Annotated in this window: 13 protein-coding genes; 12 read left to right on the plus strand and 1 reads right to left on the minus strand. The window is 43.2% G+C overall.

All coding sequences use genetic code 11. The features are described 5' to 3' along the window. The first annotated feature begins 35 nt into the window (after positions 1 to 35). The 5 genes from uvrA (at position 36) to BLS28_RS15900 (ending at position 6849) form a co-directional block, all read left to right on the plus strand. Positions 36 to 2882, plus strand: coding sequence for an excinuclease ABC subunit UvrA (uvrA, locus tag BLS28_RS15880; RefSeq protein ID WP_091169218.1), 2847 nt, complete (start codon positions 36 to 38; stop codon positions 2880 to 2882). A 109-nt stretch (positions 2883 to 2991) separates the two neighbouring features. Further along, complete coding sequence (locus BLS28_RS15885) at positions 2992 to 3246, plus strand: type II toxin-antitoxin system Phd/YefM family antitoxin (protein ID WP_090532548.1); 255 nt, start codon at positions 2992 to 2994, stop codon at positions 3244 to 3246. Continuing rightward, the gene (locus BLS28_RS15890) at positions 3243 to 3497 is read left to right on the plus strand and encodes a Txe/YoeB family addiction module toxin (protein ID WP_090532546.1); all 255 of its coding nucleotides are present in this window, start codon (positions 3243 to 3245) and stop codon (positions 3495 to 3497) included. Before BLS28_RS15885 ends, BLS28_RS15890 begins: the two co-directional genes overlap by 4 nt. A gap of 45 nt (positions 3498 to 3542) precedes the next feature. After that, positions 3543 to 5330 (plus strand): DUF885 domain-containing protein, encoded by a 1788-nt coding sequence (locus tag BLS28_RS15895; RefSeq protein WP_091169222.1) that lies wholly within the window; start codon positions 3543 to 3545, stop codon positions 5328 to 5330. Between the two features lie 478 nt (positions 5331 to 5808). Next, positions 5809 to 6849, plus strand: coding sequence for an IS110 family RNA-guided transposase (locus BLS28_RS15900; protein ID WP_091169225.1), 1041 nt, complete (start codon positions 5809 to 5811; stop codon positions 6847 to 6849). A gap of 210 nt (positions 6850 to 7059) precedes the next feature. Here BLS28_RS15900 and BLS28_RS15905 read toward each other — a convergent pair whose 3' ends face one another. Further along, complete coding sequence (locus tag BLS28_RS15905) at positions 7060 to 7944, minus strand: UbiA family prenyltransferase (protein ID WP_090532542.1); 885 nt, start codon at positions 7942 to 7944, stop codon at positions 7060 to 7062. A gap of 130 nt (positions 7945 to 8074) precedes the next feature. Here BLS28_RS15905 and BLS28_RS15910 point away from each other — a divergent pair, with 130 nt between their 5' ends. The 7 genes from BLS28_RS15910 to BLS28_RS15940 are packed head-to-tail and all read left to right on the plus strand — an operon-like array spanning position 8075 to position 14383. Further along, positions 8075 to 8602, plus strand: a complete 528-nt coding sequence (locus BLS28_RS15910; RefSeq protein WP_090532541.1) for a YceI family protein — start codon at positions 8075 to 8077, stop codon at positions 8600 to 8602. A gap of 18 nt (positions 8603 to 8620) precedes the next feature. After that, complete coding sequence (locus BLS28_RS15915) at positions 8621 to 9730, plus strand: type III polyketide synthase (protein ID WP_090532538.1); 1110 nt, start codon at positions 8621 to 8623, stop codon at positions 9728 to 9730. 6 nt (positions 9731 to 9736) lie between these two features. Then, positions 9737 to 10861, plus strand: a complete 1125-nt coding sequence (locus BLS28_RS15920; RefSeq protein WP_091169229.1) for an NAD(P)/FAD-dependent oxidoreductase — start codon at positions 9737 to 9739, stop codon at positions 10859 to 10861. Positions 10862 to 10879: 18 nt separating this feature from the next. Beyond that, the gene (locus tag BLS28_RS15925) at positions 10880 to 11578 is read left to right on the plus strand and encodes a methyltransferase domain-containing protein (protein ID WP_091169233.1); all 699 of its coding nucleotides are present in this window, start codon (positions 10880 to 10882) and stop codon (positions 11576 to 11578) included. Positions 11579 to 11587: 9 nt separating this feature from the next. Continuing rightward, entirely contained in the window at positions 11588 to 12652 is a 1065-nt protein-coding gene (locus BLS28_RS15930; RefSeq protein WP_091169237.1) for a sensor histidine kinase, read from the plus strand. A 48-nt stretch (positions 12653 to 12700) separates the two neighbouring features. Beyond that, positions 12701 to 13351, plus strand: a complete 651-nt coding sequence (locus tag BLS28_RS15935; RefSeq protein WP_091169240.1) for a DUF47 domain-containing protein — start codon at positions 12701 to 12703, stop codon at positions 13349 to 13351. 21 nt (positions 13352 to 13372) lie between these two features. Then, positions 13373 to 14383, plus strand: coding sequence for an inorganic phosphate transporter (locus tag BLS28_RS15940; protein ID WP_090532528.1), 1011 nt, complete (start codon positions 13373 to 13375; stop codon positions 14381 to 14383). The last annotated feature ends 1 nt before the right edge of the window (position 14384 follow it).

The following is a 14384-nucleotide window of genomic DNA, read 5'->3' on the forward strand; positions in this document are numbered from 1 at the left end:
TTCAAACAATGTCAATAAATCCATATTAATAAAGTATGAGTACAAAACCTCTTGTTGACCTGGGCGAGCAAAGTGAAGTTGAAGTTTATGGTGCCCGGGTGCATAACCTGAAAAATATAGATGTTTCTTTTCCTCGCAACCAATTGGTGGTAATTACCGGCTTGAGCGGCAGCGGCAAGTCATCATTAGCATTTGATACTATTTACGCCGAAGGCCAGCGCCGTTATATGGAAACATTTTCGGCCTACTCACGCCAGTTTATGGGTGGGATGGAGCGGCCGGATGTTGATAAGGTGTCGGGCCTGAGCCCTGTTATTGCTATAGAGCAAAAAACCACCAGCAAAAACCCGCGTTCCACCGTAGGTACTATTACCGAAATCTATGATTTTATGCGTTTGCTCTTCGCCCGTGCGGGTGATGCTTACTCGTATTCCACCGGCGAAAAGATGGAACGCATGAGCGAAGACCAGATCCTGAAAACCATCAGCGAAAAATTTGACGGGCAGCCGGTTAATATCCTGGCCCCGGTGGTAAAGGCACGTAAAGGCCACTACCGCGAATTGTTTGAATCCATCCGCAAGCAAGGATTTTTAAAAGTTTGGGTAGATGGCGCCATTGCCGATGTTGAACCCAAAATGCAGGTTGATCGTTATAAGATCCATGATATTGATATTGTGGTTGACCGCCTCGTGGTAAGCGAGAAGGACAGCAAACGTTTATATACTTCTGTACAACAGGCTTTAAAAATTGCCAAGGGCATTATCCGTATTGCAGATAAGGACAATAATGTATCCTATTATAGTAAGTACCTCATGGACCCGGTTTCGGGCATCTCGTATGATGAACCTCAGCCTAATACATTCTCGTTTAACTCACCTTATGGTGCCTGCGAAAAATGTAACGGCTTGGGCTATATTTTTGAGGTGGATGAAGCTTCGGTAATTCCCAACCCGAAACTGAGCATCATGAACGGCGGTTTAGCCCCTATTGGTGAATACCGCGAAACATGGATCTTCCAGGTGTTGAAATCGCTGGCTAAAAAGTATGAGTTCTCGCTCTCAACCCCTATCGAAAAACTGAACCGCGATCAGTTGGATATGATCCTGAACGGCGCACCCGAAACATTGAGCGTTGCTGTTGAATATAACAAATGGAACGTTCAAAGCTACCAGATCACTTTTGAAGGTATTATCCGCATGCTGGAGGAACAGCAGGAACGCCGCAACGATGAAGGAATGGACGATATGGAGAACTATCGTGTACTCCGTACCTGCCCGGTTTGCGAAGGTGCAAGGCTCAAAAAAGAGTCGCTGCATTTTAAGGTAGATGGTAAAAATATTTTCGAGCTGGCCTGTATGGATATCAATCACCTGCAGGAATGGTTTGATGGCCTGGAAGACCGCCTTAACGAGCGCCAGAATGTGATTGCTAAAGAGATCCTGAAAGAGATCCGCGCACGTATAGTGTTTTTACTGGATGTGGGTTTGAGTTATTTAACGCTTGATCGTACTGCTAAAACCCTATCGGGCGGTGAAGCACAACGGATCAGGCTGGCTACACAAATTGGTTCACAGTTGATGAATGTGATGTACATTTTGGATGAGCCAAGTATCGGTTTGCACCAACGCGATAACGAACGTTTGATCAACGCCCTTAAAAATCTGCGTGATTTAGGAAACACAGTACTGGTTGTTGAGCACGATAAAGACATGATCCTGGAAGCCGACCACGTAATTGACATGGGCCCGGCAGCCGGTGTACATGGTGGCCAGGTTGTTGCCGAAGGTACTCCGGCGCAGCTAATGGAAAAGCATACGCTTACCACTTCATATATCAATGGCGAGCGGGAGATTGCGGTGCCCAAAAAACGTCGCGAAGGTAATGGAAAAACCCTGAGCCTGAAAAAAGCTACCGGTCACAATCTTAAAAAAGTATCGGTCGATTTCCCTTTGGGTAAACTAATCGGCATAACCGGTGTATCGGGCAGCGGTAAATCAAGCCTGATTACTGAAACTTTATATCCTATTTTAAATCATCATTTTTTTAGGGCGAAGAAACAACCGCTGCCTTATGAAAAAATTGAGGGGTTAGAGCATATTGATAAAGTAATTGAGATAGATCAAACACCAATCGGCCGTACACCGCGCTCAAACCCTGCCACTTATACCGGGGTGTTTTCGGACATCCGCAATCTGTTCGTGGCACTACCGGAATCAAGGATCAGGGGATATAAACCAGGTCGTTTCTCGTTTAACGTAAAGGGCGGCCGTTGCGAAACCTGCCAGGGTGCAGGCATGAAGGTAATTGAAATGAACTTTTTGCCCGATGTGCAGGTACCTTGCGAAGAGTGCGGCGGCAGGCGTTACAACCGCGAAACGCTGGAAGTGCGTTACCGGGGCAAGTCCATCAGCGATGTGCTGGATATGAGCATTGAGGACGCTACGCCATTCTTTGAACACATTCCATCTATCTATCGTAAAGTAAAAACGCTGAACGATGTAGGTTTGGGGTATATCACCTTAGGCCAGGCCTCAACCACGCTATCCGGCGGCGAAGCACAGCGTGTTAAACTGGCTACCGAGCTATCTAAAAAAGACACAGGAAACACCTTTTATATATTGGATGAACCTACTACAGGTTTACACTTTGAAGATATCAACGTATTGTTAGGTGTACTTAACCAATTGGTTGATAAAGGCAATACTGTTTTGGTAATTGAACATAATCTTGATGTTATTAAAGTGGCCGACCACGTAATTGACCTTGGCCCGGAGGGCGGTTCGGGCGGCGGTAATATCCTGTTCTCGGGCACGCCTGAAGGTTTGTGCAAAGTAAAGAACAGTTTTACAGGTAAGTTTTTGAAAAAAGAAATGGGGTTATAAGCATTAATCAAAACTTCATAAGTTTATCTCTTAACGTAAAACCAAAACAACATGTACAGAAACTTGTACATGTTGTTTTGGTTTTATACCTTTATAAAAACTAATTTGAATGGAGATCACAACTTACACTGCCTTCAGGCAGCAACTAAAATCTTTTTTAGATAAGGTGCGGAATGATCATAAGCCTTTGGTAGTGACAAGTGCCAATGCCGAAGATATTGTTGTGATATCGAAAGCTGATTACGAAAGCATGGAGGAAACTTTCTATCTTTTAAAAAGCCCTAAAAATGCAGAAAGATTACTTCATGGTATCCAGGAATATGAAAAAGGTTTAGGCAAGGAAAGAAAGCTACTTGAAGAGTGAAGATAATTTTCCAAAACCCTGCATGGGAAGATTACCTTTATTGGCAAACGACAGATAAATCTATTTTAAAGAAGATCAACTCTCTTATCAAAGAAATAGAACGAACTCCATATGAAGGAAGTGGAAAGCCCGAACCTTTAAAACATAATTTAGCTGGCTGGTGGTCGCGCCGGATAAATCTCGAACACAGGCTAATTTACAGAGTAGAAGCAGACGCGATATTTATTCTGCAATGCAGATATCATTATTGATTATATTTTCCCTTTCCGTAGCTTTATCGTTTAAACAACACCCTCATGAAAAAAATACTACTCATGCTATTCATAGCAGGTTCGTTTGCAGCCTGTAATCAACCTAAATCAACAGACACCGCCAGCGGCATTCCAGCCAATAAGGATCTCGCCAAAGTTTTTGAAGATTATTTTCAGGACGGCTTAAAACTTTACCCGCTTAATGCAACCTACATTGGCGACAGGCGCTATAATGACTTGCTACCTAACGATGGCTCTGCTGAGTTTTTGAAAAAGGCGCATGATTATAACTCGGTTTACTTGTCGAAAGTGAAAAACTTTGACCGCGCAGAACTGAACGAAGACGATAGGCTATCATACGATATATTTACCTACGAGGAGCAACTGGCCCTTGATAATTTCAAGTATCATTTTGAGTACATGCCTTTTAACCAGTTTTATGCCCTGCCAATTACCATGGGGCAGCTGGGCTCGGGCTCTGGCGCGCAGCCCTTTAAAACGGTTGTTGATTATAACGACTGGCTGAAACGTTTATCTGCTTTCCAGATCTGGGCGGATACCGCCATCTCCAATTTTAACAAAGGCATCAAAACAGGCGTAGTACTGCCAAAATCGTTAGTTGTTAAAATGATTCCCGAAATGCAAGACCTGGTATCAAAAGATGTAGAAAAAAGCCTGTTCTACGGACCTGTTAAGAATATGCCGAAGGATTTTTCGGACGCTGATAAAAAACAGCTGACGGAGGCTTATAAAAAAGCGATAACTACCATAGTTAACCCAACCTACCAAAAACTGGCCGATTACCTGAAAAATCAATACCTGCCCCACGCACGTGCAACCTCGGGTTTTTCATCCCTGCCGGATGGTACTGCTAAATACACCTATTTAGTTAAACAACAAACTACTACCGATAAAACTCCGGAAGAAATTTACCAATTGGGTTTGAAAGAAGTTGCCCGGATCCGTGGCTTAATGGATAGCATCAAAACCAGTGTTGGCTTTAAGGGCGATTTGAAGGCGTTTTTTGAATACATGAAAACCGACCCTAAGTTTACTCCTTACAAAACCCCGAAGGATGTACTTGATGCTTTTGAAAACATTCACAAACGCATGGAGCCAAACCTGAAAAAAATGTTTAACCATGTGCCTAAAACCCCTTTCGAGATCAGGCAAACCGAAGCCTTCCGCGCGGCATCGGCCAGTGCCGAATATAACCAGGGTTCGGCAGATGGTACCCGTCCCGGTATTTTTTACGTGCCGATATTAGATGCCACTAAGTTTAACACCACATCGGGCATGGAATCGTTGTTTTTGCATGAAGCAATTCCTGGTCACCATTATCAGATTTCGTTAACCCAGGAAAACGCTTCATTGCCAAAATTCCGTCGCTTTGATGGCGGGGAAACAGCCTATGTAGAAGGCTGGGCGCTGTATTGCGAATCATTAGGTAAAGAGCTTGGCTTATACACCGATCCGTACCAGTATATGGGCGCGTTAGGCGATGAGATTCACCGTGCCATCCGTTTGGTGGTTGACGTAGCCATCCACACCAAAGGAATGACCCGTGAGCAGGCTATTAAATATATGATGGATAACGAAGCTATCAGTGAGCAAGGTGCAACTGCCGAAATTGAACGTTATATGGCTATCCCCGGCCAGGCATTGAGCTACAAAATAGGCGCACTCAAAATCCGCGAACTGCGTACCAAATATGAAAAACAGTTAGGCAGCAAGTTCAATATCGCCGAATTTCATGACCAGGTGTTAAAAGATGGCGCTATGCCAATGGCGGTTTTTGAGGCTAAAATGGATGCCTGGGCTGCGAAGAAGTAAAAAGAAAATTGCTATAATACAATGCGTCATTGCACGAAGGAATCCCCGACCTACAGAGCGAATCTGCATAGTTTGGGATTGCTTCGTGCCTTATAATGACGTGATTGTAAGTTGTTGATTATTAAGTATATTTTTCTTGATGGATTTTATAACATGGGCGTTGCCTGCGGCCCGGGCTTTCCGTTGCAAGTCCTCGCCTTTCCCGCCCGCAACCCCATTGCGCGCTCCGGGCTTTACACTGCAATCCCTCCTATGTTTACATCTAATATTATTGTAATGATTTTATGAGTGAAAAGAGTGAGAGCACAGCAATCCCAAACAGCCTTGAGCATGTTGAGCGTTAGATATAGCCTCACTCCTTTACTTTTTTGAGTTTGAACAGAATGTAAGGAATACGACCAGGCAGTATATCCAGGATAACCAACAGGAGGAAAAACGAAGAAAGGTTTTCACTTATAACAGTTAAAAACTTTGATCAATGGCAAGCAGATTATTAAAACAAGTAGTAGGTATTGATGTGGCTCAAAAAGAGCTGGTGGTTTCTATCGGCAAGATGGATGAGCAGGCAGTTATAACAGTTTATGCGAACAAGATTTTTCCAAACAATGAAAAAGGATTTGCAAACCTGGAAGTATGGATAAACAAGCAAAGCATCCCCCAATATCCATTAAGATATGTAATGGAGGCCACAGGTGTATACCACGAGCGCCTTGCTTATTATCTGGCCGGCAAAGGGTATGCTGTAAGTATTGTCATGCCCAACAAGATCTCAAACTTCTTCAAGACACTGGAGATCAAAACAATTACCGATAAATCAATGTCTTTTGCCATAGCCATGTTCGGACTTGAAAAGAAACTGGATAACTGGGTACAACCCAAAAGGGTGTTCAGGACCCTGCGGCAGATAACCCGTGAAAGAGAACAACTTATTGCAGAAAGAACCATGATCAAGAACCAGCTACATGCTGAACAGTCCGAAGCTTTTCCGGGGGAAGATACTATCCGCAGAATGATGGACAGGATAAAGATGATTGGTGAACAACTTAAAGAAATACTTACTGAGATTAGAACAGCTGTAGCACAGGACAAACATTTAAAACAAACACTGGCTACCATTACCACTATTCCTGGAGTCGGCTTATTAACGGCCACTGTGATCATAGCCGAAACAAACGGCTTTGAGCTGATCAGGAGTAAAAAGCAGCTGACCAGTTACGCCGGGCTGGATGTCAGGGAAAAAGAATCCGGCTCATCCGTTAAGGGCAAACCCAAGATATCTAAAAGGGGGAACAAGCATTTACGAAAAGCCATGCACTTACCTGCATTAGCGGCCATAAGACATTCAGAAAGATATAAAGCTATATTTGTCCGGATCGTATCCCGAAATAGCGTGAAAATGAAAGCTACTGTAGCAGTACAAAGAAAATTATTGGAGATGGTATACACTATATACAAAACCAACAAACCATTCGAAAAAGACTACCTTCAACAGAATGCACACATATCCGAAAATAGTTAGAGCAGTCGCTTCAATTGAAGGACTGCCCTAAACAGGCTAACATAAAGCTGCCTAAGACTCAAAAATAAAAAATAACTTTTGCATATCAACACAGAATCTAACGCGGCCCACGCGCAACACCGTTAAAATATATTTTACATGTCATTGCTTTTTTTTAGGGTTTCCCTGATGGGTACTCGCAATGACGCGTTTAGTTTTTAGATCTATCTATCAACTAAACACCGCCAGCACTCCGAAATAAACCAGCATACAACCCGAGCTGATGAAATTCATACGCATGGCGTTTTTAAAATTAGCGTTGGCTGTCGATCGCCCTACTTTATAAAACCAATAATTAAAAAAGAAAAATATTGGCGCGGCGCATACTATAAAGAAATAAAAGTTAAGCATCATCCCAGCCAGGTGCCAATACCAGTAAGAAAGGGCTATCCCCGCGGCAAACAATACGCCCGAAAAAATAAAGGAGCCTTTGTAGCCTAAAACGATACTAAGCGTTTTATCGCCCCGCCTGCTGTCTTCTTCATGCTGATAAACCTGGGTTAAGGGGTATGATGCCCCAATGAGGCAGGAGCTGATAGCCCCCGGAATAATCAGGCCTAAATCCCAATGACCAAACAGGCTCGTACCGGTCAAAGCGGTATAGGTGGTGTAATAAATAAAACATCCCTGGAAAATAAACACCGTTAAAAAACTGATAATCGGATATTTTTTTAACCGGGTAGCAGGATGGCTGTATAATTTTGACATAATGCCATAAATGAGCACCGCAAAGGCAAACTCCCAGCTAATGATAAAGCCAAGCAAAAACGCAATAACCTCCAGCAGAATGGAAAAATAATACAGGCTGAGATCCACTTCGGGCGGTTTGGCTAACAGGGCAATGCTATCTTCATCCTTATCAAAATAACTGTTATAGCCATTGCTGGCCGGGAAAGCAAGGAAATGCCATATAAAAAATACAAGTACGGCTGTTGAAGCTTTCACCACATCGGCCTGGCTAAAGGCAAACAGGTACACCGGCAGCAAAAAAACAGAAAACACAAACCTTAAATGCGCAAATGCCGACCGGGTAGGGATAAATTGTTTAAACTTCATGGCGTGTTTTTACATTATAATTACTGCCGGAGGCAACATCAGGTTGCCTGATTATGGTTATAAACATACAACCTTAAGTACAAAATTCCTTCAGTATAAATTATTATGTTTGAAACAGCGTTAATGTAACATGAATAAGAAAATTTATATAGTTGTACTTTTAATTTTCGCGACGACAGCGGGCTTCGCGCAAACGGTATCTAAATCAGATATCAGCTTTAAGATTAAAAACCTTGGCTTTAATGTCGGGGGTACCTTCGGCGGTTTGCAGGCCGATATTAAGTTTAAGCCTAATGACCTGGAGGGCAGCTCTATTGAAGCGTCAGTGTTATCCAGCACTGTTAATACCGATAACGAAAGCCGCGATAGGCATCTTAAAAGCGAAGATTATTTTGACGTAATTAAATATCCAAAGATCACGCTAAAGTCAGTTTCCTTTAAACGTAAAAGCGGGAGCAACTATACCGGTAATTTTAACGTAACTATAAGAGATAAAACAAAGTTGATTGAAGTACCTTTTACGTATACGGAATCAGGTAATACAGCACAACTGAAAGGAAACTTTATGATTTTGAGGACAGATTTTGGCATAGGCGGCAAAAACCTGATCCTTTCAAATGAGGCCAATGTTTCGGTTGAGGCGGAGATCAGCAAATAAAACGCTTAATCATTTTTAATGGAGAGTTGCATTAGTGCTATCGGGATAGCAAATCCCGCCAATCGGATTGCCCAGCAGGATATTTACCATTTCATGGCTAACGCCTTTGGGCTGGATGCAACCAATGCAGCAAGATTAAAGGGGATTTATGACCATTCCGGAATTGATTACCGCTATTCGGTAATTCCTGATTTTGGCTATCGGGATGCGGCAGATTTCACCTTTTTTGAACAGTCGGCAGGGCTCGAACCATTCCCTGACACACAGAAAAGGTTAAAGCTTTACGAAAAGGAAGCTATCGCCATAGCTGTAAATGCCGCAAAAAGCTGTCTTCAAAAATTTGGAGATGACATTACCGGCAGCATTACACACCTGGTAACCATTAGCTGTACGGGTATGCACGCACCTGGGATTGATATCGAACTTGTGGACCGGCTGCAGCTAAACTGCGATACCGAACGTACCTGCATCAACTTTATGGGCTGCTACGGTGCCATAAACGGGCTCAAAGTAGCCGACTATATCTGCCGCGCCGATGCCGGTGCCAAAGTGCTTGTTGTTAGTGTAGAGCTTTGTACGCTTCATTTTCAAAAAGTGAATACGCTGGATAACTGGGTTGCTAATTCGCTATTTTCAGATGGGGCTGCTGCCGTTTTGGTCGAAAATACGGCCAATCGTTTAGGCAGCGGCAATTACTTTTTACTCAAAAACTTCTATTCAGAATTTGTTACTGAAGCACGTAATGAGATGGGTTGGTATGTGGGCAACACAGGTTTTGAAATGAAACTCACCTCCAAGGTATCCAAGCAAATTAAGAAACATATCAAATCACTTACCCAGCGCTTTTTGCAAAAGGCCAAAACTAAGATGGATGATATTACTGCTTATGCTGTTCACCCCGGCGGGCGCACCATTTTAGAAGCAGTGGAAGACGCCCTGGAATTACCTGAAGAAAGCAACGCCTTTGCTTACCAGGTTTTGCAGGAGTACGGTAATATGTCGTCGGCCACAATTTTGTTTGTACTGGATAAAATGCTGAAGGCAGGTAACCTGGTCGATCAAAAGATCCTGAGTTTTGCCTTCGGTCCGGGTTTAACCGTTGAAGGGATGATACTTGAAATGCATTAAGCCATCATGAGCGATGTAATTGTAATTGGCGGGGGCCTGGCCGGGTTGTTTAACGCCATATTGTTGAACGGTGCCGGTCTGAAGGTTACAGTTATTGAAAAAAAGACTTACCCCATGCACCGCGTTTGTGGTGAATATATCTCGAACGAGGTGATCCCTTTTTTGTCTTCGTTGGGCATCGACCTTGATGAACTAAACGTTGCCCGGATCAACAGGCTGGAGGTAACAGCAGCATCTGGTACCAAACTTTCGCAAAAGCTTGACCTGGGCGGTTTTGGTTTAAGCAGGTTTACTTTCGATAATTTTCTGTACCAAAAAGCCCTCGCCGAAGGAGTTGATATTTTAACAGGCACACGGGTGGAGGATATTCGTTTTGCTGGCGAAAAATTTGAAGTGGTAACTCCCGGCGAAACATTAACAGCCCCGTTGGCTATCGGCTCGTTTGGTAAACGATCCAACCTCGATCAAAAACTTAAACGACCGTTCTTTTATAAACGCAGCCCATACCTGGCCGTAAAATTCCATTTGCAGATGGATTTCCCACAGGACCTCATCCAGCTTAATAATTATAAAGACGGCTATTGTGGGGTAAGCAAAACCGATGGCGACAGGTATTGCATGTGCTATATGGCCCATCGTGATGACCTGCGCAAGTATGGTACTTTACAGGCTTTAGAAGAGAACGTGATCCGCAAAAACCCTTACCTCGATGAGATCTTTCGTAACGCCAGGTTTTTACTGGATAAACCTGAAGTGATCAACGAAATCTCCTTTGAGAAAAAAGCGCCTGTTGATAATCATATCCTGATGAGCGGAGACACCGCCGGGATGATAGCCCCACTTTGCGGTAACGGCATGACCATGGCCATTCATTCGGCCAAAATCCTTTCCGAAAAGATCATTACACACTATAAACCGGGCAGCTTTAATCCTGAAAAGCGCGCCAGCCTTGAGCAGGATTATGCCCAAAGCTGGAACAAACAGTTTGCGCAAAGGCTTTGGGTTGGCCGGCAGTTACAGCGTTTGTTTGGCAACGATAACATGACGGCCCTTACTTTAAATACGCTCAATCACCTGCCTTCTGTTGCACAATACCTGATAAGTAAAACTCACGGCCAACCATTTGTATAGTTCAGGCGTATATATTATATGCCCGATTTAAGTTACCGTACCGATATGCTGGAGATCATGGATGATTTTGATCTCCCATCAGCCGAAATAAACCCAGTGCTTGAAGGTTTGGGAAAGATGAATGCCTTGTTTGGTGGTCATAAAAGCATCATCGGCTCGTTGAAAAAGCTTCCCATCTACAATGGTTATTCGGTAATTGATTGGGGCTGTGGAGGAGGAGACACCCTGATAGCTATTGCTAAATGGGCCGAAAGCAAGCAAATCGATCTTAACTTAAACGGCGTTGACGCAGCACAGGCTGCTATTAATTATGCCCGAAAACAGGCAATGGATTATAACAATATTAATTTTATCCAAGCCGATGTTATTGACGAAGCATATCTCATTAAACCGGCTGATGTGATCATTTGCAGCCTGTTTACACACCATTTTGATGATGACCGCTGGATTAAGCTCATCAAAAACATGCAAGCCTCGGCACAAAAAGGAATTATCATTACCGACCTGCACCGTCACTGGCTTTTATATCATGCCATAGTGTTTATAACCCATGTTTTTACCCGTAGTGCCATGGCCCAAAATGATGGTCCGCTTTCGGTTAAGCGCGGTTTTAAAAGGTACGAATTGTTAGCTTTATTAAAAAAAGCACAAATTGATAATTTTAAATTAACATGGCGCTGGCCTTTCAGGTGGGAGTTAATCATCTATAAATCGTAGCTTTACGCTATGAATTTGCGTGTACTGGTTTTAACAACCTCGCTTGGCGTGGCAATTACGCTCTCGGCCGTTAATTTTTATTTTCAGCATAAATGGTACGATGTAATGGTTACTTTCTCGGTGGCCCTTGGTGTAAGTTACTTCGTTTTTTACTACCTCATCGAAAAATACATCTACTCCCGTATCAAGCTAATTTACAAACTGATCCATAACCTGAAATTAGGACGCGACCTTAGAGATGCCCTTGGAGAACACGTGAGCGCCAACCCCATTGCCGATGTAGAGCAGGAGGTTAAGGAATGGGCAAAACAGAAAAAGACCGAGATAGACGAACTCCGCAAACAGGAAAAATTTCGCCGTGATTTTTTATCCAATATCTCGCACGAGTTTAAAACCCCGCTATTTGCTATCCAGGGTTACATTGAGGCCCTGCAGGATGATGATTTTGATGATAAGGAAATGGCCCGCCAGTTTTTGGAAAAAGCTTCAAAAAATGTTGACCGGCTAAGCTACCTGATCAAAGACCTTGATGAAATTTCCAAACTTGAATCGGGCGAGATGCCTATTAATTACACTAAATTCAAGATCAACGACCTGATCAAAGAGGTTTTTGAATCATTGGAGATCAAAGGCAAGCAGTACCACATTAAACTTATATTTAAGCAAAAGTACGATGAGCCTATTGTAGTGAATGCCGACAGGGAAAAAATAAGACAGGTGCTCGTGAACCTGATAGATAATTCGTTTAAGTACGGTAAAGAAGAAGGCAGTACTTCGGTAAGCCTTTTTGTACTGCATGACCAGGTTTTGGTTGAAGTTACTGACGATGGTATAGGTATTGAAGAAAAGTTTTTGCCAAGGTTATTTGAGCGTTTTTTTCGTACAGACAGCAGCCGTTCAAGGCAAATTGGCGGCTCCGGGCTGGGGCTTGCTATTGTAAAGCATATTATTGAAGCCCATCAGCAAACCATCAATGTGCGCAGTACAGAAGGGCTTGGCTCAACGTTTGGTTTTACATTAGCAAGAGCTAAACAAACCATTCCTTTTCCGAATTTACCTGTGTTAAAAAGTTAACAATAATTTAACATACTAACTGTACCTTTACACCAATTTCAAATCACTATGTCGCTAAACAGTATATTCCAGTATTTTGTACCCAAGGATAAAAAAATATTCTTCCCGCTGTTTGAACAAGCCGCGGCCAATGTTGTAGCTATGGCTACCATACTGGTTGAAGCAGTTAATTCAAACAACCCTGCAACCCGCGAGGATTTATATAAACAGATTGACAAGCTTGAAAACAAAGGCGACGAATATACTCACCAAATTTACCTGGAGCTTGGCAAAAACTTCATTACGCCTTTTGACCGTGAAGATATCCATGCCCTTGCAACAGCTATTGATGATGTGGCTGACTATATACAGGGTGCGGCCAACCGCATGAGCCTGTACAGGATAGATGATTTAAATGAGCACATCCGTAAGCTATCTGACCTGATACTGCAGGCCAGTGTTGATTTGGAAAAAGCTGTAAGAGAACTGAAAGACCTTAGGAACGTGCGTAATATCGCCGATTCATGCATCAGGATAAATAGTGTTGAAAATCAGGCTGATTATGTTTTTGACCGCGCTGTAGCCGACTTGTTCCTGTATGAAAAGGATGCTATCCGCCTGATTAAATACAAAGAAATATTAGCCGCCCTTGAAACTGCTACCGATATGTGCGAAGACGCAGCTAATGTTATGGAGTCAATCTTGGTTAAAAACGCTTAAGTAAATCTTATCCCCAGCTAAATGGTTACTTCCCTACTTGTAGTTATTGTTGTACTCGCCCTGTTGTTTGATTACACCAATGGCTTTCATGATGCCGCAAACTCTATAGCTACCATTGTATCTACAAAAGTATTAACACCGTTTCAGGCAGTGTTAATGGCCGCGGTATTCAACTTTGCAGCTTACTTTTTTATAAAAGATCATAAGGTTGCTAATACCGTATCTAAAATTGTATTGGAGCACTATGTTACCCTGCATGTGATCCTGGCTGGTTTGGTAGCAGCCATCACCTGGAACCTGTTTACATGGTGGTTCGGAATCCCTTCAAGCTCGTCGCATACCCTTATTGGGGGCTTTGCCGGTGCCGGTATGACTAACGCGCTTTATATGGGTGCCAACGCCCTGCATGCTGTTGAAATGCAATATGTGCTTAAAATTGTTGCCTACATCGTACTTGCCCCGTTTATTGGTTTAATTATAGCTTATGTTGTAACCATTTTAATACTACACCTGTGCAAGGCTGCCAGGCCGGCCACCGCGGAACGCTGGTTTAAGCGTATGCAGCTGGTTTCATCCGCGGCATTAAGTTTTGCTCATGGAGGTAATGATGCTCAAAAAGTAATGGGGATTTTGTACGTAAGCCTTATTGCTTCAAAAGTGATAAAGCCAGGCTCAGTAATGCCGGAGTGGATTCCTTTAGCTTGTTACTCAGCTATTGCTGCGGGCACCATGTCGGGCGGTTGGAAGATCGTTAAAACCATGGGCTCAAAAATAACCAAGGTTACCCCGCTTGAAGGTGTAAGTGCCGAAACTGCTGGTGCTATCACCCTGTTTATTACCGAGCGTTTCGGGATTCCGGTTTCAACAACACATACTATCACCGGCTCAATTATAGGCGTGGGTTTAACCAAACGTGTATCGGCCGTGCGCTGGGGCGTAACCATTAACCTGGTTTGGGCGTGGATCATTACCATACCTATTTCGGCCCTGATTGCCGCCGGTGTATTTGCATTATTACATTTCTTTGCCTAAA

Origin of the sequence: Mucilaginibacter gossypii, from assembly GCF_900100945.1 — a bacterium.
Lineage (GTDB): Bacteria > Bacteroidota > Bacteroidia > Sphingobacteriales > Sphingobacteriaceae > Mucilaginibacter > Mucilaginibacter gossypii.

What these genes read in the sequence shown, in the direction of transcription:
- uvrA (WP_091169218.1), top strand. Translation starts at nt 36, where the DNA reads ATGAGTACAAAACCTCTTGTTGACCTGGGCGAGCAAAGTGAAGTTGAA.
- BLS28_RS15885 (WP_090532548.1), top strand. Translation starts at nt 2,992, where the DNA reads ATGGAGATCACAACTTACACTGCCTTCAGGCAGCAACTAAAATCTTTT.
- BLS28_RS15895 (WP_091169222.1), top strand. Translation starts at nt 3,543, where the DNA reads ATGAAAAAAATACTACTCATGCTATTCATAGCAGGTTCGTTTGCAGCC.
- BLS28_RS15900 (WP_091169225.1), top strand. Translation starts at nt 5,809, where the DNA reads ATGGCAAGCAGATTATTAAAACAAGTAGTAGGTATTGATGTGGCTCAA.
- BLS28_RS15905 (WP_090532542.1), bottom strand. Translation starts at nt 7,944, where the DNA reads ATGAAGTTTAAACAATTTATCCCTACCCGGTCGGCATTTGCGCATTTA.
- BLS28_RS15910 (WP_090532541.1), top strand. Translation starts at nt 8,075, where the DNA reads ATGAATAAGAAAATTTATATAGTTGTACTTTTAATTTTCGCGACGACA.
- BLS28_RS15915 (WP_090532538.1), top strand. Translation starts at nt 8,621, where the DNA reads ATGGAGAGTTGCATTAGTGCTATCGGGATAGCAAATCCCGCCAATCGG.
- BLS28_RS15920 (WP_091169229.1), top strand. Translation starts at nt 9,737, where the DNA reads ATGAGCGATGTAATTGTAATTGGCGGGGGCCTGGCCGGGTTGTTTAAC.
- BLS28_RS15925 (WP_091169233.1), top strand. Translation starts at nt 10,880, where the DNA reads ATGCCCGATTTAAGTTACCGTACCGATATGCTGGAGATCATGGATGAT.
- BLS28_RS15930 (WP_091169237.1), top strand. Translation starts at nt 11,588, where the DNA reads ATGAATTTGCGTGTACTGGTTTTAACAACCTCGCTTGGCGTGGCAATT.
- BLS28_RS15935 (WP_091169240.1), top strand. Translation starts at nt 12,701, where the DNA reads ATGTCGCTAAACAGTATATTCCAGTATTTTGTACCCAAGGATAAAAAA.
- BLS28_RS15940 (WP_090532528.1), top strand. Translation starts at nt 13,373, where the DNA reads ATGGTTACTTCCCTACTTGTAGTTATTGTTGTACTCGCCCTGTTGTTT.